Source organism: Pseudoalteromonas sp. T1lg76, assembly GCF_002964725.1.
Lineage (GTDB): Bacteria > Pseudomonadota > Gammaproteobacteria > Enterobacterales > Alteromonadaceae > Pseudoalteromonas.
This window is the reverse complement of record NZ_PQCE01000037.1, coordinates 1-22419: the sequence shown is the minus strand read 5'-3', so window position 1 is coordinate 22419 and position 22419 is coordinate 1. Positions and strand designations below refer to the sequence as shown.

Here is a 22419-nt window from a genome sequence, read left to right as displayed (position 1 = left end):
ACTAGAAATAGCCGCTAGGGCTTACTAAATGCGGGGTCATGCCCCGCACGTAAGCCTTTATCTTCTGTTTACATGTTTACCATATTGTAACGTACCTGTTTTGGCATTATTGTCCGCCAGCAACAATAAAGCAGTAATGCTAACAATTAAAACAGGTATTTGTATGAAGCAAAATCTTCGCCGCAGCGCAATTGCGTTAGGCATCTCTTCTGCGCTGATGAGCGCCCCGGCTGTAAGTGCCACTCTAGAAGCGCAAGCTAAGACTCTGGATTCTCAGTACAAGGTGAATGTAGAGCGTCAGGTCGCTGAATTTAAACAACAAGAAAAAACTGCGGTTGCCTGGTTGGTCGAATTAAATGGTCAGTCGCTCTACGGTGTTAATAAGCCGCAACAGGCCACTGTGAGTGCCAACATTAGCGATATGCAGCAGCGTGTAATGAGCGATATGCAGAGCATGGATCTTAACCTTAAGGTTATTACCCGCACCTCTAAGCTTGCTAATGCCTTGGTTGTTGATGGCCAGGAAACCGATATACGTCAGTTGGAAAACCATACCGACGTTAAAGCCGTATATCCCGTTTATGATTACGAGCTGGCGGTAGCAGACAGCGCCGATTATGTTAAGGCCACGCCCTTGGTTGAAAACGGTCTTGCCAGCGGTAAGGGCGTACGTGTGGCCGTACTAGATACGGGTATCGACTACACTCATGCTGCCTTTGGGGGTGAAGGTACGCTTGAGGCCTATGCCGCAGCCATTGCCGATGAATCAGTCACCTGGCCGCAGGGTATAGTTAAAGGCGGTTATGACTTCGTCAATATGGACCCAGATCCAATCGACAATGGCACTAACCACGGTACCCATGTATCTCACTCGGTAACCGGTATTGCCCCAGATGTTGAATTATTCGTGTATTCCGTGTGTGCAGGTGGATGTTCGGGTAAGGCCCAGCTTATGGCCTTGGAAGCGGCTATGGATCCTAACCAAGACATGGATATTGAAGATCGGGTTGATGTGATCAATATGTCACTCGGTGGTGACTTTGGCGATATCGCCGAAAGCGCCGTAGGCCTGTTTATTAACCGCGCCGTGGCCTTGGGCACCAATGTGGTGGTCTCTGCCGGTAACGATGGCGATATTCCATACATTGTTGGTGGTCCGAGCACGACCGAGCACGCTCTTTCTGTGGGCGCGATGACGCATCCAGCGGAAGAAGTGAGCATTGCCAAGGGTACGGTAGCCGGTGCCGAAGCGGTATTCCAGGGCGCCAGCTTTGGTCCGGGTGTAGGCAGCTTTAATAGCGATGATATTGAAGTTGTTTACCCGGAATCGAATCAAACCGCTTGTGTTGCTTTTGCCGATGATGTTGATTTTACCGGCAAGGCGGTGATTATTGATCGTGGCGGTTGTGCTTTCACCCTTAAGGTATTGGCGGCGCAGGAAAAGGGCGCGGCCTTTGTTATTATCGCCAACAATAGCGATGACGGCACCCCGGCACCTATGGGCGGCTTCGATGCAGCGGTTACCATCCCATCTGTGGGTGTGAACAAGGCTACAGGTTTACAGCTTAAAGAAGGCGCAGCCTTTGCTGTTGAATTAACGCTGGCGACCACCGCCGGTGCTGTTGCTGACTTCAGCTCACGTGGACCTTCGGTAAGCGGCTTGCTTAAGCCGGAAATTACCGCTCCTGGCGTAAATATTATGACCGCCCACCCAGGTACAGGCGATGGTTTAAGTGGTGCTAACGGTACTTCATTCTCCGGCCCAATTACGGCGGGTGCTATGAGTATCCTGAAAGAAGCTCTACCAGAGCGTAATGCCTTTGAACTAAAAGCAACGCTTATGAATGCGGCGAACATGGATGTCACTATTACACCACGAGAGCTGGATGAAAATGCCGAGCTGGCACCAATCAGTATTATTGGGGCGGGTCTGGTAGATGTTGAAAAAGCAGCCAACTTACCGGTAGCTGCCTGGGCTAAAGACACCCGTCAGGCAGCACTATCGTTTGGTTTACACAGCCTGGCAGAAGTGGCCACCATGACCAAGACGGTACAGGTTAAGAACTTCTCAAATACGGCGAAAACATACGATCTGGCTTGGCAGCAGCGCTATGCGGATGATGCGGATTCAGGCGCCATCATGGCGGAATACCCTTCGTCAGTGACTGTGCCAGCAGGTCAAACTGTTGAGTTCGATGTAGCCGTAACCATAGACCCTGCCAAGTTGCCGGAATGGGGCGTGGACTTCTCTAACACCTGGAAAAATGAGGCAGGTCCGTTACTGACCAAATCTGAGCTAGACGGTGCCCTGGTATTCAATGAAGGTGGTGAGCATGCCTTACATCTGGTATATCACGTGCTGCCGCGTGCCGCAGCAAAACCTGTATTAGATGCACAGAAAGCCGACTCAGGTGTGGTATATACGGTTACCAATGAAGGTGCTACCGATTTTGTACCTATGTTCATTGCAAATGTCGCCACCGATGCGGTTGGTGACAGCGAGCGTCTGGACATAGTTTCTGGCAGTGTTGAAACTTTCGAAGTACCCACATCCTTCTGTGATTCTGGCTACGGTGTGTTTACTACCATAGTCTTGAACCAGGCTATTGCCTCTAACTTTATCGGTAACTTTGCCGCCGATTTCGATTTAGAAAGCGATGGTGTATGGGATGCGCGTGTGCATTCATTGAGCTACCGCTCATTTGAAACTACTGTGCCGTTACCGCCAATTCCGGTTACTTACTCTGTGCCAGCTTACTCATTGAGCAACCTGTACTTTGATAGCGGAACCAATTATGTAACCCTGCAAAACTGTCTTGAAGACTATGGTCTAACCGCTGCAGAGCTGGGTACTCTTGATGCCACCGTCCGCTTTAGGGTAGGCGAAGGTTACTATGATGGTTCAGGTGCCAATGCGGTAGACAGTGCGCAAGGTAGTTACGACTTTGCCCTAGCAAATGTTGCGGCAATGGCGGTAGATGCACAGGGGAATGAAGTTGCAAGTCTGGCTCCGGGTGAATCGGCACAATTGCTATTTACCGATGCTGACTTCACCATCTTGTCTGCTTCAGGCTCGACCCCGGTTGTCGCTTCGATTGGTGACGATATGAAAGTGGCACCAAGCCTGGCCGATGCCGAATTCAGCGTTGATGAAAACACTGTTGATGGCACAGTAATTGGTACTCTATCGGCAATGCGTAATGCGCCGCTGGCCGGTGCTATCTCTGAGTTTATCGTCACCGGCTCTACTTCAACGGCGGTAGAAATTAATGACATGGGCGAAGTGCTTGTGGCCAATGCCGAGCAGTTGGACTTTGACGCTGGCCTTGAGCAGATCACTTTGACAGTGGTTGCCACCGACACCTTTGGCCACATTTCAAATGAAGCAACTGTTGTTGTTAAGGTGAACAACCTGGCCGACGAGATTTCTGAGCAGCCGACAACACAGCCTAAGGTTGAACCTAAGAAGAGCACTAGCTCAGGTACTTGGGCCTGGTTGACTCTGCTGATGGCACCGGCGTTATGGTTACGTCGTCGTCGCGGCTAAGCTAATATTTGGGCACAAAAAACGGCGCTTATTGCGCCGTTTTTTTATTGTTTAAAGAGCTTAGTCTTTAAACGAATTGTGGCAGTCTTTACAGCCTTTCGCCCAGTTTTGGAAAGCTGGTACGATAGTTTCTTTATCGCCGCTTTGTGCCGCTACCGCTAGCTCTTGTGCGTATTTTGCAAAGGCATCTGCTTTAGCATCAAAGGTCGCACGGTCTTCCCAGATAGCTGGTAGTGCGCTGGTGTCGCCCTTGTCAGTGCCGGCACCGAAGGCTTCCCAAGGCATTTGTGAAAGGGCTGCGGCATTGTTAGCACGCATGGCAAAACGCTCGGCCTCGAAAGGTACCTTGCCTTTAAGCATGTCACCCATATCGGCGATTTGTACACGGAGCAGTGAGAATGTCGATTTACGGTAGTCGATAGCATCTTCAGGTTTTTCAAAAACCGAGCTTGCTAAGGCTGATGATGAGCTGGCAGCCAGCGCGATTGCAGTGATAATAGAGTGTAGTTTCATTCCATTAGTCCATTATTATAAAAGTTGTGTCCCTTTTTACCTAAGGGATGCAGCGAAGACAAGCCTGGCTCGGTAATTAGCATTGTACAGACCTGTCAGCACTGTGAAGAAGTATTTACTCGCCTAGGTCGATATCGGCAAAAATCATCCCCCGACGCATGCTTCTAAAGGCAAGATAAACCTCGGCAAGCAGGGAAATAAATGCCAGGATCAGCAGCACCATGGCAATCATAAAGCACAAGGCTATCGCGGTTCCCAGGTTAACCGATTGAATATTAGCCATAAAAAGCAGCATAACCACGGCGCTTACCAAGGTGGCGCTAAGTACGCTTAAGCTAAAAGCCAGATGAATATAGCGGGCGCGTTTAAGCAGGGCACGCAATTCTGTGGTCAGGGAGCGGTTAAAATCTTCATCGCTGCTAGTTTTTAGTTTACGCTCAAGAGTGCGAGCCCGGTCTGTGATGCGCGCTAAACGATTTGATAGTACCCCCAAGGTGGCGGCGATACCCGTGATAAGGAAAACCGGGGCAACGGCGGTTTGAATCACCTTTGCCATGGTGAGAATATTAACGACATCTGTGTTCACACTGACTCTCACTGAAAGAATGACAATGTCGTTAGTCTAGCGGTAATTGCCGATGAAGGATAGAATTTTGCTCTGGCGAAAAGCTGGACACTAGGCAATAAAACTGAGAATCTCAGTAACTTAACAACAATCACAGGAGTGAACATGGAACCCGTATTACCTGAAAAAAATGACACGGCGAAAAGCAACGATGAGAAGAGCATGGCGATGTTGTGCCATTTAGCGGCTTTGGCCGGTTTTATCGTACCTTTTGGCTCAATTTTAGGCCCTTTGATTATCTGGTTGGTGAAAAAAGAAGAGATGCCTATTGTCGATCGTCATGGCCGCGAGTCATTGAACTTTCAGCTCACCATGCTGATCGCCTATATCGTTTGTTTTATTTTGATTTTTGTCGCCGTGGGTATTCTGCTGCTGCCAATCGTCGCCTTGTTCTCCTTTATCATGGTGATTGTGGCCTCGATCAAGGCCTATGAGGGCAAAGAGTTTAGTTATCCGTTTACCATTAAATTCTTATAAATGGTGAGATCGGTAGCAGAATGCCCAGCGTGATGCTTGGCGGTGAAGGTTAGTTAGGGTCTGTTTATCTTTGCGGTTTACTTTATGTTCAATCTAAACGCATTCTGATCACGACGCTCGTTATGCTGCATAGTCATTCTATGTTCATAGCGAGCAACACAGAGCAGGATGCGTTTAGATGAACCCGTAGGGCAGCGCTTGTAGCGCATTTCTACTGTGTTGTTACATGTTAATGTACGCCTACATGGATGTAGGCGGTAGAGCGACGCAGGAGCCAAAGCCGAGAATAACTACACCACACATGTGCCGCCTTGTATAAATACACTACAAACTGCTGCAGAAACAAACAACAAAGGTCAACAGACCCTAGGAATTATGGCCTATTTAAGCCTGTTATTGAGCGCCTTTATTGCTGCCACCCTGCTGCCCAGCTCTTCGGAGCTGATGCTCAGTGCCATGGTGGTTAAGGGCGGGTTGTCCTTGCCCTTACTCTGGCTCAGCGCCACCTTTGGCAATGTCTTGGGCAGTTGTGTGAACTATGCCTTGGGAACCCAGGTGACTCGCTTTGCCGATAGAAAATGGTTTCCCGTGTCCGCCAAGGGCATGGCCAGGGCGCAGCAGCAGTTTAATCGCTTTGGTGTATACAGTTTGCTGTTTGCCTGGCTGCCAGTGGTGGGCGATCCGCTGACCTTAATTGGCGGCGTATTTCGGGTGCGCTTTAGTCTGTTTCTGCTGCTGGTCAGCATAGGCAAAGGCGCCCGCTATCTGCTGGTGATCCTGATGGCGCTCGGGCTTGAAGAGTTCCTCTAAGCGCTCGCTACTGAGGGCGTTGCCAGTCCAAGGTCAGCGACACCGAATCGGCAAAACGCAAGGCATGGGGTTTATCGACTCTCGCCTTGGCGTAGTGCACGCTGGGGTGGCTATGACACAAGGCCAAAATCTCCGCCACCAACTTTTCCAATAACAGAAAATGCCCCTGCTCTACCAGCTCGATCACCGCCTTGGTGATAGTTTTATAGTTGAGCGCCTGAGCTACTTCATCTTGCTCGCAGGCCTTATCAGCCGGGTAATGAATCTCTAGGTTGATCACTACGTCCTGCTTCTTTTCCCGCTCCTCGGGATTAAAACCTATATAGGTGCGCAGCCTGAGGTTGGTGACATTGATAATGGCATTGGTCATTAGTTTTTCACCAGCTGTAAAAATTCGTTGCGGGTTTTTGAGTCGGTGCGGAAATTGCCCAGCATCACGGACGTACGCATTTTTGAATTCTGCTTTTCCACGCCACGCATCATCATACACATATGCTGGGCTTCAATGATCACACCCACGCCCTTGGCGCCAGTCACCTGTTCAACCGCCTTGGCGATCTGATGGGTGAGTTGCTCCTGAATTTGAAAGCGACGCGCATACATGTCGACGATGCGGGCAAATTTCGATAGCCCCAGCACCTTACCATCCGGGATATAGGCGATATGGGCCTTACCGACGAAGGGCAGTAAATGGTGCTCGCACATGGAATAAAGCTCAATGTCCTGCACCAGAACCATATCATCCGCATCAGAAGAGAACACCGCATTGTTAGTGATCTCTTCAAGCGTTTGTCGATAGCCCTTGGTAAGGTATTCCATGGCCTTGGCGGCGCGTTTCGGGGTGTCGAGCAGGCCTTCTCGCTGAGGGTCTTCGCCAACGGCGCTGATGATCTGCTTAAAGCTGTGTTTTAAATCGTCTTGCATACTGTTCTCGTCTATTTTAGGTGGCGGCCGCCGTCGATGGCGAGGCTGCGCCCGGTAATGTAATGACTATTGAGCAGCAGCTCCACGGCGGCAATAATTTCCTGGCAGCCGGGCTCTATGCCCATTAGGGATTTGGTTAAGGTCTTTTGCTTGTACTGCTCATCGTCATGGTCATTGAAAATAATCAGCGACGGGGCAATGGCATTGACCTTTATCTTCGGCGCCCATTTGGCGGCATACGACTTGGTCAGGTTGTCGAGCGCAGCTTTGGAGGCGGCATAGGCCAGATGTTTGGGACTGCCGGTTTCGACCACATAGTCGGTCAGGTGAATCACATCGGCGTAGCCCTCGGCCTGCTCCAGCATATCGGCGCAGTACTGATTGATTAAATAGGGCACCTTGGCATGAATGCGCATCATGGCATCGAACAGCTGGGCATAATCACTGTTGTTGGCCTCGCAGTCCCAACTTGAGGCGTTATGAATGATCGCCCGCAGTCCACTGGTATGACGGCGAAGTTCGTCAATAAACTCCAAAATGCTGTGATCGTCGTTAAAGTCTGCGGCAATGCAGGTTGCCCCTTGCGCCGCCAGCTCGTCCACTGCCGGATGCCGGGTGCGGTAACTAATAATGACGTCGTGACCCTGGGCCAGCAAATGGGAGGCCAAAGCAAGGCCTATGCGCTGCCCGGCGCCGGTAATTAAAATAGGAAAAGACATAATTTCCAAAGGCTAAAAGCGTATAACCTTTACTATAAACAAATGAGTTCGTGATTGCAGTGTTTACGTATACAAATGCGTGGGCGATCACTGTGTTAGCAAAGAAAAAGCTATTGGGCGGGTGGCTAAGCAGGGCACCGACAAGACACCGGTGCCCGAGCAGATCAATCGTAGATGGTAGGTATGGGTTGGCGCTTATGCTGGGTGCGCTGGTAGATGCCGATAATATGCGCTTCAACTTCGGCGCTCACCGGTTTGCCTTCTAAAAAGTCATCAATTTGGTCGTAACTCAGGCCAAGGGCGACCTCGTCGGCCAGTCCTGGGCGGTCGCACTCGAGATCCGCGGTAGGAACCTTGTACACCAGATCCCTTGGCGCTCCCAAGGCTTCGGCCAAAGCGCGCACCTGGCGTTTGGATAGGCCGAATAAAGGCGCTAGATCGCAGGCGCCATCGCCAAATTTGGTATAAAAGCCGGTGAGGTTTTCGGCGCTGTGATCCGTGCCGACTACCAGGCCTTGAGTCAGGCCGGCGATCTCATACTGGGCTATCATGCGTTGGCGTGCTTTCACATTGCCCTTAATAAAGTCCACCTGGGTCTGCGCCGGCAGGGCCAGCTCGGTACCCGCGGCCAAGCCTGCTAAAACCTCATCATGCATATGATCGCTGGCCGGTTTGATATTTACGGTCACGCGTTGGCTAGGCTGTATAAAATCAACGGCCAACTGGGCCTCATGTTCATCGGCCTGGACGCCGTAAGGCAGACGCACGGCAATAAACTGATACTGATGGGTGTTATGCTCGTCATTGAGTTCGTTCACCGCCAATTGGCACAAACGACCACAGGTGGTGGAATCAACGCCGCCGCTAATGCCTAAAACCAAACTATGGCAATGGGCCTGCTGCAGACGGTGCTTAATAAATGCCACACGACGGGCAATTTCCTGGTTAACATCAATGCTTGGTTGCACCTTCATTTCGGCAACGATTTCGGCTCGCATAACTCCCCCGCTTGAGCTCAATGGTGAGTCGCTATTATGTAAGTATTTAACCAAAAGTTAAAGCGCGCAGCGGAGCTCTTGTAGCTCGGCCTTTGCCGCCAAGGTATAAGGCAGCCAATGGTAACCTGTTCCCCCCTTGTCGACGCAGAACCAAAACTAAATACCGAGCGCTGCTCCTTGCCCTAATCCCCGCGCACAATTAAAAGACACCAACAAAGCTGAAAAAATGTCATACACTAATGCTCAAAATAATAAAAACGCTAACAAATAGGTAAGTTACACATGTTGAAATGGGGAAAGCGCATTTTAATGACGGCCATTATAGGGCTGCTGTTGGTGACCGCGCTGGTTTACGGCCTGCTGTCGCTGAGTTTACCGACCTTGGATGGCCGTGGTAGCAGTGATGCGATCGAGAGCACGGTTACCATTAAACGTGACGCCTTGGGGCAGGCCATTATCGATGCACAAAGCATGAATGATGCCGCCTATGGCCTGGGCTTTGCCCATGGTCAGGACAGATTTTTCCAAATGGATTTATTGCGCCGCAATTCAGCCGGTGAGCTCAGCGAGTTGTTTGGTGAGGCGGCACTGGAGCTGGATAAAAAAATGCGCTTTCATCAGCTGCGCCAGCGCAGTGAGCGTATTTTTGCGCAATTGCCCAAGTCTCAGCAGACCTTGTTAAGCAGTTACAGCCGTGGCGTCAACGAGGCGCTGCAAGCTCAGTCGTTAAAGGGCTTTGAATATCTGCTGACCGGCGCCGAGGTCACACCCTGGCAGCCAGAGGATAGCCTGCTGGTGATCTACAGCATGTACTTGGACTTGCAGGCTGGCACCTTTGATCGCGATATGGTGTTGGAGCAAATTGAACAACTTTATTCCGCGCAAATGCGTGAATTCTTAACCCAGCCCAGTCCCTACCAATCGGCGCTGGATGGCAGCGAAATAAACCTGAAAGAACTGGCCATCCCCATGCTGTCTGCAGCAAATCTTACCGCCTCTGTGCCAGAAATTATCGCCTCGCGAGAGGTGGGCAGCAATAACTGGGCGGTCTCCGGGGAGTTAACCAGCAGCGGCCAGCCCATGGTCGCCGATGATATGCACCTGGGATTAGCTGTGCCCATTATTTGGTATCGCGCCCAGTTAAATATCGCCGATATTCAGGTCACCGGAGTGTCGCTTCCTGGGGCGCCGGCGATTGTTGTCGGCAGTAACGATAATATTGCCTGGGGCTTTACCAATGCCTATGTGGATACCTCGGATTGGGTTCGCCTGAATGCCGATGCCAAGCTGGAAACTGTGCAGGAAACTATCGCTATTGCCGGTGGCAAAACCTATGAATACCGTTTTTTAATGAGTGATTATGGCCCAGTGCAAAAGGTCAACGGCCAGCGCTATGCCCTCAGCTGGGTCGGTCATTATGACTACGCGGTAAACCTGGATCTGGCGGAACTCGCCACTGCCTCCTCTGTCACCCAAGCGTTTCAAATTGCCGATGATGCCGGTATGCCGGTGCAAAATTTAATGGTGGTGGATAAGCAAGGGCAAATTGGCTGGCAGCCCATGGGCGCCATTGCCGCGCGTACCAATCCAAGCGATATTGCTCTGGCTGCCGAAGAGTTTCAGTCCGACTGGTCCCACAATGAACCGCAGCGCCCACGGGTAATGAATCCTAACTCGGGTCGTTTGTGGAGCGCCAATGCGCGGGTAATATCAACTCAGGAGCACGCCCGTTTGGGGGATGGTGGCTATGCCCTAGGGCCCCGCCAGCAACAAATACGCGACCGCCTTTTTGCCCAAAACACCTTTGATGAGCAGGCGTTCTTAGCCTTGCAGCTCGATAATGAGGCGCGCTTCTTATCTAAGTGGCAGGCGCTGTTAGTTGCAACGCTCAAAGAGCAAGGCAGTACTCAGAATTTAGCTCTGGTTGAGCAGTGGCAGGGCTGTGCCTGCGCCGACTCCATAGGTTATACCCTGGTGCGCTATTTTCGCAGCGCCGTGATGGATACCCTGTTTGCCGATATTGAGGCCAGATTGGCGGAGCATGAGCTCTCCCTTGGTCCCATCAAGCGCAATTTAGAGCCGGCCACCTGGCAGTTGTTGGACAACCCAAGTGTCTGGGGTTTTGCCGATAAACAGCAGCTGTTAAGTAAGAGCTTTAATCTGGCGCTGGCGCGTCTGCGCGGCAAGTTTGGTGAAGACACGGCGAATTGGCGTTGGGGTAATGTCAACGCCATGGAGCTGAAACATCCTTTTGCCAAGCAAATCCCGCAGCTCGGGAGCTGGCTGAACATGCCTAAAGTCGAGGCCTTTGGCGATAGCTTTATGCCGGCGGTGCAGCGCACCGACTTTGGTGCCTCACAACGCTTTATTGCCCAACCGGGAAGGTTAGAGCAGGCGATTATGGCCATTCCCGGCGGCCAGTCGGCGCATCCCTTGTCGGCCTTTTACCGTGCCGGTTATGAGCAATATGCCACGCACCAGGCCACGCCCTTGCTACCCGGCGCGCCAGAGCACAGATTGGAGATCCGTCCGGCTCGTTAGGTCTATCAGCGGTCGCAACCCGAGTGAGGTTGCGGCTCTTATCTGTGCGCGCAATTTGGCGGCGATAAACTAGACTAGGATTATCGCTAAAAAGCTACATAAGGACACAATAATGAGTAAAAACAGCATGATGATTGCGGTTCTGGTTGCCACAGTGGTCACCGCGCTAACGGTAAAGACCGCACAGGCAGAGGATGTTGAGGTAACCACTCAGCAACTGGACAAGCATATTTATGTCTTGTTTGGTCGCGGTGGCAATATTGCCGCCCATGTGGGCGCCGATGGCACCTATATTATCGATGACCAATTCGCCAAGCTGGCGCCGCAAATCAAAGCCAAGCTCAAAGAGCTCAACCCCAATGCCGCGGAGTTTGTGCTAAACACCCATTATCATGGCGACCACACCGGTGGTAACGAGGTGTTTGCGCAGGCGGGGGCCCATGTTATCGCCCACCATAATGTTCACAAGCGCCTGGAAGAAAAGCATGGCGCGGGCTCTGAATTTTTACCACGCCTGAGCTTTGGTGCCGACCTGACTTTGCACTTTAATGGTGAGCATGCGCGCCTGGTGCATTATGCCCACGCCCATACCGATGGCGATGCGGTGGTGTTCTTCAGCGACGCCAATATAGTGCATATGGGAGATATCTATTTCAATACCGGTGGTCTGCCTTATGTTGATGTCGATGGTGGGGGCAGTGTCGATGGTATTTTAGCGGCGCTGCAAAGTGTGCTAGAGCAAATTGACGACAGCACCCAGGTGATCCCCGGACACGGGCCCATCAGCGACAAGGCTGGACTAATGCGCTATCAGGCGTTGGTGGCCAAGGCCAAAACCCTTATGCTTGAGGCCATGGAAAAAGAGCAGACCCTGGATGCGGTAATTGCCGCCGACCCCTTTGCCGAACTGAATTTAAAATATGCGGACTGGTTGCCGAAAGAGCGGGTGATCACCCTGTTTTACCGCAGCCTGGGTGGCGAAGAATCGAAACCTTAATTTAACATTTGTAATCGCTTACTTTATACTCCTTGTTCTTAGCTACAAGGAGTATAAAGAATGAATAACAACAATAACTTGCCTGATCTCACAGCCTCGGTAGGCAAAAAGAAGGGACTGATCGGCGCTATTTTCGTGGTGCTGGTATTGCTGCTTGTGGGGTTCAAGAGCATGTATACCGTGGATGAAGGTCATGTCGGTATTATCAAGCGCTTTGGTGAGGCCACCGAGCAGGTTAACCCTGGTCTGCATACCAAGATCCCCTTTGTCGATACGGTGGAAATGCTGGAGATACGTACCCGTAAAAACGTCGAAAAACTGCGCGCCGCTACCCATGAGCAGATGCCATTGACCGCAGAAGTGAGCATCAACTGGACGGTCAATCGTGAGGAAGCCTTTGATCTATTCAAAAGCTATGGCGGCCTGACTCAGTTCGAAAGCCGTATTCTTGACCCTAAATTGCGTTCCGCGACTAAGGATGCTCTGGCGCGCTATAAGGCCGAAGAGCTGATCCAAAACCGCTCACAGGTAATTGCCCGCATTGAAGAGTTATTGCTGGAAGAAATGAAGAGCTACCCGGTTAAACTGGACTCGGCGCAAATTGAAGACCTGGTATTGCCACCTAAATACATTCAATCCATCGAAACCAAGCAAACCGAGAAAAACCTGGCGGCGGCAGAAAAGCACAAGCTAGAGCGCCAGAATCTGCAGGCGCAGCAGGAAGTGAACACCGCTAATGCGCAACGTGATGCCGCCAAGGCCAAGGCCGATGGTCTGGCCTATGCGATCAAGGTTGAAGCCCAGGCCGAGGCAGAAGCCATTCGTATGAAGGGTTTAGCTGAAGCGGAAGCCATGCAAAAGAAAGCCGAAGCCATTAAGAACAACGCCACCTTGGTTGAGTACATGCGTGCGCAAACATGGAACGGACAAATGCCAACCACGGTTATGGGTTCGGATCAGGGTATTCTTTGGAATATGAAAGAAAAGTAAGTGCCTTGGCATACTGCATTAAGATGATTAGTGCGGTATGCCTATACCTACACCCCCGACGAGCTCTGCAGCGAACTCTTCGGCAAACGCTCGCCTGAGCCATGTTAATACTTTAGGTAATTCCCCTTCTTTTTAAGCACTACCAGCTCTAAATAATCGCCAAAATTTTCAAAGGGTTACGCTAGCTCCAAGAAAAAACAGTAAATTTTTTGATCGCTTTTTACTCACCCCCTCGTAGTAACAAGGGCTATCTAGTTACACTAATGAGGGATTAAAACGTGAATAAACTACTTAAAACCCTAGTGCTACCCAGTTTGTTGGTACTTACTGCTGCCTGTAGTGACGATGACAACGACAAAACCCCAGTACAACCGGAACAGCCGCAAACTTCCGTGGTGGATGTGGCCGCTGCATCGGATGATTTCGAAACCCTGGTTGCCGCCCTTAAAGCAACCGGGTTGGATGCGACGCTCAGCGACATGAACGCCCAGTTCACCGTCTTTGCACCAACCGATGATGCGTTTGCCTTGCTGGGCGAAGACACCATTAATGCACTGCTTGAAGACCCGGACACCTTGTCTGAGATTCTCACCTACCATGTACTCGACTCTCGCGTTGAATCGGGTGCCGCCGTCTCTGCCGCGGGCTCAACCGTGGCAACGGTCAATGGTGCATCGATTGGCTTATCCTTGTCGGGAGATGATCTGCTGGTCAATACCGCAACCGTCACTCAGGTAGACATTAAGGCGTCCAATGGCGTGATCCATGTGATCGACGCGGTGCTGATGCCGCCCGCGCAAAGCGACGAGATGCCGACCATGAATATCGTTGAAACGGCCGTCGCCGCAGGTAACTTTACAACTCTGGTCGCCGCCCTTGAGGCTGCTAATCTGGTCGCCGCGCTAAGCGACGAGAGTGAAACCTATACGGTCTTCGCGCCTACCGATGATGCCTTTGCGGCGTTGGGCGAAGAGACCATCAATACCCTGTTGAACAACACCGAGGTGCTAAGCGAAATTTTGCTTCAGCATGTGGTCAGTGGCGAGGTGGACGCGGTGACCGCCTTCAGCTTAAACGGCACGCAAGCCGAAACCCTGTCCGGCAACATGATAGACATCATGATTGACCCCGAATCCGACACCCTTAAATTTGGTGACGCTACAGTGACCATGACGGATATCATGACAACCAACGGCATTATCCATGTATTAGCCACTGTGGTCGTGGGTGATGTGCAAGTACCGGCCCCCGCTCAGTCAATTGTTGATATTGCCGTTGCCGATGGCAACTTCACCACCCTGGTTGCGGCACTGCAAACCACTGGGTTGGACCTGGTACTGGCCGATATGGAGCGCGAATTCACCGTCTTCGCACCCAACGACGCGGCTTTTGATAAGTTAGACGAAGCGACCGTAGAGGCCTTGTTTGCCGACGCCGAAGCCTTGTCGGATCTGCTTTTATACCATGTTCTGCCCGATACAACCGTGCAATCGGATGCGGCGATTGCCGTGGCCAACTCGGACAATCCGGATATCACCATGGCCAATGGCGATGTGGCCACCTTGTCAATTCAAGACAACATGCTGTATATCGACCAGTCGCAGGTAACCACGGCGAATGTTGCCGCAGACAATGGCGTGATCCATGTGATCGATACCGTGTTGATGCCCACACCTTAGTTCAGTAATTATTGTGAGCACCTTTGGCCCGCTCTGTATGCGGGCCTTTTTTATGGATGGGAACCGCCTTTAAAACACTTCCTTTAAGGTCGCCATCATTTCCTCAACGGAGAGGGATTGCGGCGTGTCGTAATCGCTCAGCAGGCTGTCGGCGAGATCCCGTTTATGTTGGTGCAGGGCGAGGATCTTCTCTTCTATGGTGCCCTTGGCAATCAGGCGATAGACGGTAACGGGACGGGTTTGCCCAAGACGATGGGCGCGGTCCGAGGCCTGCTGCTCCACCGCCGGGTTCCACCAGGGATCCATATGAATGACATAATCGGCAGCGGTGAGATTGAGCCCCGAACCACCGGCCTTAAGGCTGATCAAAAACACCTCGCCAGCGCCATTTTGAAAGGCGTCAATGCGGGTTTGTCTGGCCGCCGCAGGCGTCGAACCATCAAGATACTGATAGCCAATCCCTTGTTGCTCCAGGTACTCGCGGATCAACTGCAAGTGGCCAACAAATTGGCTGAATATCAGCGCCCTATGATTGTTTTCTCGTAACTCTTCAAGTAGGTGTCCCAGGGCCGAAAGCTTGCTGCTGGTCAGCGTGCTTTGCTCGGCCACCAATTGGGGATGGCAGCAGGCCTGGCGCAACTTGGTTAACTGGGCCAGCAGTTGAATGCGTTGCTCCCCCGGGTTATCTAGCTGCTGTAATTGCGTTAATTGTTCCAGGGCGTTTTGTCTCAGGGCTTCGTAAAGGTGCTGCTCATCCTCGCTGAGGGTGATCAATTGATCGATATCCGTGCGTTCGGGCAGTTCGGTTAGCACCTCGGACTTCAGGCGGCGCAGAATAAAGGGTTTGATCAGCTCTTTTAGTACGCGCTTGGCTTTGAGTGCCTTGGCGGGCTCCTGCTGCTGATTATCGATGGGCAGCACAAAGCGCCGGCCAAAACGTTTTAAGTTGCCGAGCAGCCCAGGATTGATAAATCGAAACAGGCTCCACAACTCGGTGAGGTTATTCTCTATGGGTGTGCCCGTGGTGATCAGGCGAAAATCCCCTTTTAGGGCATAGGCGGCGCGGGTGCGCTTGGCCAACGGGTTTTTCAAGGCCTGAGCTTCGTCGGCGACAATGGTACACCAGCGAATTTTTTCCAGCGTTTCAATATGACGCTGCATTTGCTGGTAACTGATCACCAAACAATCGAAGGCGGCGCTTTGCTCTATGGCTGCTCGTTGCGCCTCGGCAGTTTTTAACTCACTAAAGAGCTGCACCCTGAGGGTCGGGGCAAATTTCGCCGCTTCCTTTTGCCAATTAAAACAGACCGAGGTGGGGGCGATGATCAGTGCCGGCCCTTTTGCCGCGCGTGCCACCAGTACCGCCAGCGCCTGCAGGGTTTTGCCAAGGCCCATGTCGTCCGCCAAACAGCCGCCCGCACCCCAATGGGCCAGGCGCATGGCCCAATCAAAGCCGTCGACCTGATAGTCGCGCAGTTGCGCCTGCAGGGTATTGGGCAGGGTCAGGGTTAAGGCGTTCGCTTCGCTCATGCGTTGATGTAATTGCTCCCAGCCGGGCACGGTTTGCATGCGCATGCCGGTGGTGTGGTCACGAATAAGGCGACTGCTCAGCGGATGATAGAAGCCTTGGTCGGCAGCGCCGTTGAGCACATCGAGCTGGGTTTTTAACTGCTCACTGAGGGCGAGAATGCGGTTGTCTTCCAAGGTAATAAAGCGCCCACCGCTGGTGGCCAGGGCATCGAGGAGCTGGCGTAACTCCAAGATCTTGCCATCGTCCAAGGTGGCACTGCCGGTAATATCGAACCACTCATTATGTTGGTTGATACTTAACTGAATATTCTCACTTTTCAGCGGCTTGGTCATATGCAGCGTTTTGCCCCGCGGCCAGCGTAGCTTGATTGGCAGCTCTACGTTGGGTTTGCTAAGAGCCAGTTGCAGCTGCTCCAGGGTGGCCAGTGCCAGTTGCCAATCCGTCTGAGCTAAACAGGTGTCCTGCATGGCCTGAAAATCCGGGCATTGATTATCCAGCTGCTCCAGTAACCTCTGCTCATAGGCGAGATCGCGCTCCAGAGCGATGCGTTTGCCCTTGATGTGGGCGCTGACATGGCGACTGCCCAGCCCGGGCTTCATTGTCGGACCATGCTCGCCAAAAGGCATCACCACACAGTCGAAGTTCAGCCCGGTTTTCAGTGGCGTGATGTTGACCACCAGGTGTTTATCCGGCTCGGTTTGGGTGAGGGTTTCGCCAATCCCCTCGATATCCGATTCGAGATTGATCAGTGGCGCTATGGCGCGAATGCTGTCTATGGCTTTTTGTTTTGCATGCGCCGGAATCACTAACCCGGATTCGCCGATAATTTTGGCGACCTTAAGGTGATTGGCGTTGAAAATGCTAAATTCTGCTAAGCCGTCGCGGACGTGTTTTAGGCTGACCACGGGGGGCTCCGAGTGCGCGGTTAATGCGGGAAGATGAGCGATACTTACGCTTAAATCAGGACCATGGGCGACGATACGAATGGTCGGTTCGCGCTGTACCAACTCCAGGGGCCGGCCTTCACCATCGACCAAGTTATCGGCGCCAACAACAATGGGGAGGGCGCTACTGAGGTTGAGACGATACTCTTTGCTGCGGTAATAATCCTTGCCCGTGCTGGTTTCAATATGGGCGCAAATGGCCTTGTCCTGCTCGCTCAGATGAAAGCGTTCCGGTTCATTAACCAAGTGTTTTAAGCTCAGCGCCTTGCCTTTGCTCCAGCCCTGCTTGGTACGTTTTTGCTCTTTTGCTTTGAGGCTTGACTCGAAACGGCCAATATCCAGCTGCCAGACGACGCGGCTGGGCTCTTCGCTGTTTTGTGCCGCCGGGGTGTCCAGTGCCAATAATTGTTCAAGGGCAATATCCCAGCTTTCCTGAGAACGCATTAATTGCGTTATATTGAACGTAAAATTCGGCGAATCGCCGGAAATTTGTAGTAAAAAGTACGTAAATAGCGGCCATTGAATATGCTCAAAAAAGCGTTCGGCCTCGGCTTTTAATGCCAGTAGCCAGGGCTCGGGTGTGCGCATACTCCAGGTGTAAGCCGCTAAAGCAAAACACACGTAGAGGTAATAGTTAAGCTCACCCTTTTGGCAGTAGCTAAGATATTCTTGGCGAAACAGGTAGTTATCGCGCCCTCGCAGGTGCAGTAACAGGCGTCGCAGCACCAAATCAATGGTCAGTGCAAACTCGCCACGTTGTTTATCTTGCTGTTGGTTGTCGAGTTGGGTTTGCAGCGTCTGCCAGGATGAGGTATCACCTTGCTGACCGTTGCCCAATGCCAGCAAGGTGAGCTGATAGAAGAGGCCATACAGCCCCTCGATATAGGGCTTTTTACGTTTTTGATAGCGGCCTTTTTCCAGCTCGGCCTGGGTAAACAGGCGCATCGCCTTGGCATACTGCTGCTGCAAAAATGCCAAGCTGGCACGCAACAACAGGCTGTAGAGAGAATTGTCTTGTTCATCGAGATGTGCGTTTAGCTTGTCCAGTTGCCCCGCGAGCAGGTATTGCTCGGCCTTTAGGTAGTGGAGCCAGCGGTTTTTTGGCAAGGCGTCGCAGGCCTGATGCAGCCAATGTAAAAGCTGCGCCGTACTTTGCCCTTTTTGCCTGTGTGCCGCCAGCAAGGTGGCAAAGGCCTGATACTGCAGGCGTTCATCCAGGGTCTTAAATTCACCAAGATTAAAAGGGTAAAACACTAGACTACATAGCGCCGGCGTGTGTTGCCAATCAAGCTGCATGGGATTTTTCGCCAGCTCCATCAGTTCCTTCACTCGCCCTTGCTCACCAAGGAAATACATATCGCGCAGCAAGCGGCGTTTATCCGTGGTGTTGTCTTGCCATTGGTAGCTGTTAAGTACGGGCGCCACCTGCTCGGCGGCGCTAAGCAGAGTCACAAATAGATTTTTGCCTATGCTGCGTTTTACCAACGCATTGGCAATCAGACGATTGATGATGTAACCGTGACGGCTTTGTTGTACCAGTTCCAGGGTGCATAAATCGGCGATGATATGTTTGAGTGCCTTGTCGGTAATTTCCTCAAGGGCGCGTAATTCACTGTGCGCTAAAATGCGTCCCAGGGCATGCAGTTCTATGGGCTTGTAGATCACCGCCAGCGCTTGCGCCACATGTTGATGGGCTGAGCCACACTCATTAAAACGGTGTAACAGGGAGGCGATGGCCTCGTTGAGTTCGGCGGTGATGGTAATAAAGCGCATTAAGGGGTTAGAAGGTACTGATTAAGTAGCGAACACGCTAACAAAGCGATGGGGGATGGGCAAGAGAAAAGGCCGCCAGGCGGCCTTTGAAGACAAGATTTTAAAGCGCTAACGTCAGGATCTTGGTGGCCACTTCTGGGGTAATATCACCGTGTTCACCGAGTGCCGTCAGGCCATTGCGGCGCAGATTGTCTACCGCCTCGCTCACAGCCTGCTCCTGAAGGCCGTAATCACTTAAGCATGTTTTAACGCCCATTTGTTCGAAAAAGTCCTGAACTGCTTTGATCGTGGCGTCAATCAAGGCTTCTTCATCGGCATTTTCAAGGGCAAATACACGACGACCCAGTTGTAGGATCTTCTCGCGTTTTTGCGCTTTTTTCTCGAACATCAGCGCCGGTAGCACTATGGCCAGAGTTTGTGCGTGGTCCAGGTTGTACAGTGCGGTGAGTTCATGACCTATCATATGGGTGGCCCAGTCGTGCGGGACGCCTTGACCAATTAAGCCATTGAGTGCCATGGTGGCGGACCACATCACATTGGCGCGCATATCATAGTTTTGTGGCTCGGCCAGTGCCAGAGGGCCTTGCTCGATCAAGGTCGATAAAATGCCCTCGGCAAAGCGGTCCTGCAGCGGTGCATTGACCGGGTAGGTGAGGTATTGCTCAATCACGTGCACAAAGGCATCGACCACACCGTTGGCTACCTGACGAGGCGGCAGCGAATAGGTGTAGGTGGGGTCGAGCACGGCAAAACGGGGTTGCACTATGGGTGTGCCGAAGGCGCGTTTTTGTTGCGTCGCCTTCTTGGTAACCACTGAGTTACCATTGCTTTCCGAGCCGGTTGCTGGCAGGGTTAATACCGCACCTATGGGCAGTGCGCTTTTTACCTCGGCACCCTTGACGAGAATATCCCAGCCATCGCCCTCATAGTGCGCCGCGGCGGCGATGTATTTGGCGCCGTCGATGACGCTGCCGCCGCCTACCGCGAGAATAAAGGTGATCTTGTGCTCCTTTACCACGGCTAATGCTTCGCTCAGGGTTTCATAGGTGGGGTTAGGTTCGACACCGGCAAACTCAACAAAATCGAATCCTTCCAGGGCGTTGACAACATCGTCATACACGCCATTTTTCTTAATCGAACCGCCACCATATAAGAATAAAATCTTGTCGCTGGGTGCCAGGCGCGCGGTGATTTGCTTGGCTTGGCCCTGGCCAAAAAGAATTTCCGTGGTGTTCTTAAACTCAAAATTTAACATGGTAACTCCTACTTCTTATTTATTGCGCTGCTGCAAAGCAGAAATCAATGCGCTAGCCAGTTGCTTGTCTGAAAACGGGTTTTGTCCAGTTATTAACTCGCGATCGATCACCACATTGGGTTGCCAATCGGCGGCAAATTGCATCTTGCCGCCCGCGGTGGCCATGGCTTTTGCCGGGTAATAACGTAGCTTCTTACCATTTAATGAGGCTTCAAAAGTCGCTTCTTCAGGGTTAGAGAAGATGGTCATGCTATAACCCTCATACAGCCAGTCAGTTGCTTGTGCCTCGGCACCTTGAGCAATGTTTTGCTCGTACTCCACTGGGCTTTGCTGGGCCGATAGCAAGGCAATGGGGCCATGGCAGATAGCCGCTGTTGGCTTACTTTGCTCATGAAAGTGCTGCAATATGGTGCGAACATCTTCATTGTTGGCTAAATCGATTAGCGGCGCATGGCCGCCGGGAATAAAGACACCGCTGTATTGATCCAGGCCTTGTTCGATCACTTCCTTCAACGTGTGAGTGTCGTTAATCCCCTCAAGGTTGGCGATCACCTCTTGAATGCGTGCCATTTCGGCCTCGTCATCGCCAAAATACATGGCCTGCACCGAATTTTTATCAACCGCCGGCGCGTTGCCTTTGGGTGTGGCGAGAACCAGTTCATAACCGGCCTTAAGTAATTCGTCCGCTGGCACCCCGAATTCATTGAGGTAATAACCGGTTTCATAGCTGCTGCCATCGGCAAGCTGCATCTGGGTTTCGCTGGATAAGAGCACCAGTATCTGTTCGCTATTTTCTTGTGCCTGTGCGGCGCTGGTGGCCGTCAGTGACAGAGCGGTTGCGAAGACCGCGGCAATTTTTTTAAAGCTCATCTGTGCCTCTGGTTGATAACCAAGTTAGGTGAAAGATGTATCCAGTATAGTTAAGCTCTATAATAAGTAGAATTCAGTTTAATTTGGGTTAGGTATAAAATATCTGATGTCTTACTTTGTCCAGCTTCGTACCTTTGTTGAGGTGTATCGTTGCCTGAATATTTCCCGGGCGGCGAAAAACCTTGGTTTGTCTCAACCGGCGGCAACCGCGCATATCCAAAGCGTCGAGTCCACGGTGGGCAAGACCCTGTTCACCAGGCGTCATCGTGGTGTTGAGCCGACCAACCTAGCCCATGAGCTGGCGGCGCAAATCGGCGGTCATTTTGATGCCATAGAGCAGAAAATGGCCTCCACGCGCAGCCGCTCCAGTGAGGTGAGAGGCACTATCACCCTGGCCGGGCCGGCGGAATACATTAGCTATGTGGCCTCGGCCCAGTTGGCCAACCTGCTGCAGGGTGGCCATGTCGATGTCAGCATTTTGCCCGGTAATAGGGAGCAGATTTATTCGGCCCTGGATAACGGCGTCGCGGATTTGGCCATTACCGCCTCCTTGCCCGATAGCAGCATGTATGACTATCAGGTGCTGGACTCGGAACGGTTGATGTTAGTGACGCATAAACTGCTGGCCGACTCATTGCCGACTCAGGAGATGGATGCCAATTTGCTCAACACCCTGCCGGTAGTCGCTTACAGCCCCCAGTTGCCGTTGATCCGCGAGTATTTTGATGTGGTGTTCAAGGCCCATTGCCGCTCGCAGATTATTGCTACTTGTCCGGATATTCGCGCCCTGGCCGGCATAGTGCGCACCGGGGTGGGCTATTCGGTATTACCCGATTATTTATGTTATGACGACCTGCGCAGCGGGCGCCTGGTCAGCCTGGGTCCCGAAGGGCCGGAGAATAATATTTACCTGGCCTGGCGCAAGGGCGCCCTGGCTCATCCCAGGGTGAATTATGCCCGAGATATTTTGATGGCGTTTTCCAATATCAATCGCTATGCATTTCATCGCGAATAAGGAGTTAACCCTTTCGTTTTGGTGAGATTATCACCACAATAGTCTGAGGGTCTGTTTATCTTTGCGGTTTACTTTATGTTCAATCTAAACGCATTCTGATGAATATAATCACTGATTTATGTGGTTAAATTCATCCATGAAGCTTGGTTACATCGCGCATCCATGCGCTCACCTCGCTAAGCTGCGAAGCATTGCTTCGGTCTTGCTCGCC

At 51.9% G+C, this 22419-nt stretch carries 17 protein-coding genes; 8 read left to right on the top strand and 9 right to left on the bottom strand.

Translation table 11 applies throughout. From position 1 onward, the window contains the following. Positions 1-163: 163 nt before the first annotated feature. Positions 164-3547, top strand: a complete 3384-nt coding sequence (locus C2M35_RS13585) for a S8 family serine peptidase (RefSeq protein ID WP_105265569.1) — start codon at positions 164-166, stop codon at positions 3545-3547. 60 nt (positions 3548-3607) lie between these two features. Here C2M35_RS13585 and C2M35_RS13580 read toward each other — a convergent pair whose 3' ends face one another. Next, positions 3608-4060, bottom strand: coding sequence for a c-type cytochrome (locus tag C2M35_RS13580; protein ID WP_105201135.1), 453 nt, complete (start codon positions 4058-4060; stop codon positions 3608-3610). Between the two features lie 115 nt (positions 4061-4175). Continuing rightward, positions 4176-4646, bottom strand: a complete 471-nt coding sequence (locus tag C2M35_RS13575; RefSeq protein ID WP_105201134.1) for a DUF2721 domain-containing protein — start codon at positions 4644-4646, stop codon at positions 4176-4178. A 144-nt stretch (positions 4647-4790) separates the two neighbouring features. Here C2M35_RS13575 and C2M35_RS13570 point away from each other — a divergent pair, with 144 nt between their 5' ends. Both C2M35_RS13570 and C2M35_RS13565 read left to right on the top strand, forming a co-directional pair. Next, on the top strand, positions 4791-5162 hold the full coding sequence (locus C2M35_RS13570; protein WP_105201133.1) for a DUF4870 domain-containing protein: 372 nt from the start codon (positions 4791-4793) through the stop codon (positions 5160-5162). Positions 5163-5537: 375 nt separating this feature from the next. Then, positions 5538-5972 (top strand): YqaA family protein, encoded by a 435-nt coding sequence (locus C2M35_RS13565; protein ID WP_105201132.1) that lies wholly within the window; start codon positions 5538-5540, stop codon positions 5970-5972. A gap of 7 nt (positions 5973-5979) precedes the next feature. On the opposite strand, the gene folX is transcribed toward C2M35_RS13565, so the two are convergent. The 4 genes from folX to nadE form a co-directional block, all read right to left on the bottom strand. Beyond that, positions 5980-6342: a dihydroneopterin triphosphate 2'-epimerase gene (folX, locus tag C2M35_RS13560; RefSeq protein ID WP_105201131.1), complete on the bottom strand. Its 363-nt coding sequence runs from the start codon at positions 6340-6342 to the stop codon at positions 5980-5982. Continuing rightward, on the bottom strand, positions 6342-6896 hold the full coding sequence (gene folE, locus C2M35_RS13555) for a GTP cyclohydrolase I FolE (RefSeq protein WP_105201130.1): 555 nt from the start codon (positions 6894-6896) through the stop codon (positions 6342-6344). Before folE ends, folX begins: the two co-directional genes overlap by 1 nt. 11 nt (positions 6897-6907) lie before the next feature. Next, a complete protein-coding gene (gene folM / locus C2M35_RS13550; protein WP_105201129.1) occupies positions 6908-7615 on the bottom strand; it encodes a dihydromonapterin reductase in 708 nt (235 codons plus the stop codon). A 164-nt stretch (positions 7616-7779) separates the two neighbouring features. Further along, positions 7780-8613 (bottom strand): ammonia-dependent NAD(+) synthetase, encoded by an 834-nt coding sequence (gene nadE / locus C2M35_RS13545; protein WP_105258267.1) that lies wholly within the window; start codon positions 8611-8613, stop codon positions 7780-7782. Positions 8614-8895: 282 nt separating this feature from the next. On the opposite strand from nadE, the gene C2M35_RS13540 reads away from it, so the two are divergent. From C2M35_RS13540 to C2M35_RS13525, 4 genes are all read left to right on the top strand, one after another. Continuing rightward, positions 8896-11154 (top strand): penicillin acylase family protein, encoded by a 2259-nt coding sequence (locus tag C2M35_RS13540; RefSeq protein WP_105265568.1) that lies wholly within the window; start codon positions 8896-8898, stop codon positions 11152-11154. A 130-nt stretch (positions 11155-11284) separates the two neighbouring features. Then, positions 11285-12151 (top strand): MBL fold metallo-hydrolase, encoded by an 867-nt coding sequence (locus C2M35_RS13535; protein WP_234000069.1) that lies wholly within the window; start codon positions 11285-11287, stop codon positions 12149-12151. Positions 12152-12211: 60 nt separating this feature from the next. Next, positions 12212-13141 (top strand): SPFH domain-containing protein, encoded by a 930-nt coding sequence (locus C2M35_RS13530; protein WP_105201125.1) that lies wholly within the window; start codon positions 12212-12214, stop codon positions 13139-13141. A gap of 278 nt (positions 13142-13419) precedes the next feature. Then, entirely contained in the window at positions 13420-14820 is a 1401-nt protein-coding gene (locus tag C2M35_RS13525) for a fasciclin domain-containing protein (RefSeq protein ID WP_105265566.1), read from the top strand. A 69-nt stretch (positions 14821-14889) separates the two neighbouring features. Here C2M35_RS13525 and C2M35_RS13520 read toward each other — a convergent pair whose 3' ends face one another. The 3 genes from C2M35_RS13520 to C2M35_RS13510 form a co-directional block, all read right to left on the bottom strand. Then, positions 14890-19068 carry a DEAD/DEAH box helicase gene (locus C2M35_RS13520; RefSeq protein ID WP_105265565.1) on the bottom strand — a complete coding sequence of 1393 codons (4179 nt, stop codon included), beginning with the start codon at positions 19066-19068 and terminating at the stop codon, positions 14890-14892. A gap of 100 nt (positions 19069-19168) precedes the next feature. Further along, entirely contained in the window at positions 19169-20323 is a 1155-nt protein-coding gene (locus tag C2M35_RS13515) for an iron-containing alcohol dehydrogenase (protein ID WP_105265564.1), read from the bottom strand. A gap of 15 nt (positions 20324-20338) precedes the next feature. Continuing rightward, the gene (locus C2M35_RS13510; RefSeq protein WP_105265563.1) at positions 20339-21193 is read right to left on the bottom strand and encodes a type 1 glutamine amidotransferase domain-containing protein; all 855 of its coding nucleotides are present in this window, start codon (positions 21191-21193) and stop codon (positions 20339-20341) included. A gap of 106 nt (positions 21194-21299) precedes the next feature. Between C2M35_RS13510 and C2M35_RS13505 the strand changes: the two genes are divergently transcribed. Continuing rightward, positions 21300-22208: a LysR family transcriptional regulator gene (locus tag C2M35_RS13505; RefSeq protein ID WP_105215095.1), complete on the top strand. Its 909-nt coding sequence runs from the start codon at positions 21300-21302 to the stop codon at positions 22206-22208. The last annotated feature ends 211 nt before the right edge of the window (positions 22209-22419 follow it).

Bases quoted from the DNA above. Each gene is read 5' to 3' on its own strand.
- C2M35_RS13585 (WP_105265569.1), top strand. From the start codon at position 164: ATGAAGCAAAATCTTCGCCGCAGCGCAATTGCGTTAGGCATCTCTTCT.
- C2M35_RS13520 (WP_105265565.1), bottom strand. From the start codon at position 19,068: ATGCGCTTTATTACCATCACCGCCGAACTCAACGAGGCCATCGCCTCC.
- C2M35_RS13530 (WP_105201125.1), top strand. From the start codon at position 12,212: ATGAATAACAACAATAACTTGCCTGATCTCACAGCCTCGGTAGGCAAA.
- C2M35_RS13505 (WP_105215095.1), top strand. From the start codon at position 21,300: ATGTCTTACTTTGTCCAGCTTCGTACCTTTGTTGAGGTGTATCGTTGC.
- C2M35_RS13565 (WP_105201132.1), top strand. From the start codon at position 5,538: ATGGCCTATTTAAGCCTGTTATTGAGCGCCTTTATTGCTGCCACCCTG.
- C2M35_RS13580 (WP_105201135.1), bottom strand. From the start codon at position 4,060: ATGAAACTACACTCTATTATCACTGCAATCGCGCTGGCTGCCAGCTCA.
- nadE (WP_105258267.1), bottom strand. From the start codon at position 8,613: ATGCGAGCCGAAATCGTTGCCGAAATGAAGGTGCAACCAAGCATTGAT.
- C2M35_RS13515 (WP_105265564.1), bottom strand. From the start codon at position 20,323: ATGTTAAATTTTGAGTTTAAGAACACCACGGAAATTCTTTTTGGCCAG.
- folE (WP_105201130.1), bottom strand. From the start codon at position 6,896: ATGCAAGACGATTTAAAACACAGCTTTAAGCAGATCATCAGCGCCGTT.
- folM (WP_105201129.1), bottom strand. From the start codon at position 7,615: ATGTCTTTTCCTATTTTAATTACCGGCGCCGGGCAGCGCATAGGCCTT.
- C2M35_RS13510 (WP_105265563.1), bottom strand. From the start codon at position 21,193: ATGAGCTTTAAAAAAATTGCCGCGGTCTTCGCAACCGCTCTGTCACTG.
- folX (WP_105201131.1), bottom strand. From the start codon at position 6,342: ATGACCAATGCCATTATCAATGTCACCAACCTCAGGCTGCGCACCTAT.
- C2M35_RS13570 (WP_105201133.1), top strand. From the start codon at position 4,791: ATGGAACCCGTATTACCTGAAAAAAATGACACGGCGAAAAGCAACGAT.
- C2M35_RS13540 (WP_105265568.1), top strand. From the start codon at position 8,896: ATGTTGAAATGGGGAAAGCGCATTTTAATGACGGCCATTATAGGGCTG.
- C2M35_RS13535 (WP_234000069.1), top strand. From the start codon at position 11,285: ATGATTGCGGTTCTGGTTGCCACAGTGGTCACCGCGCTAACGGTAAAG.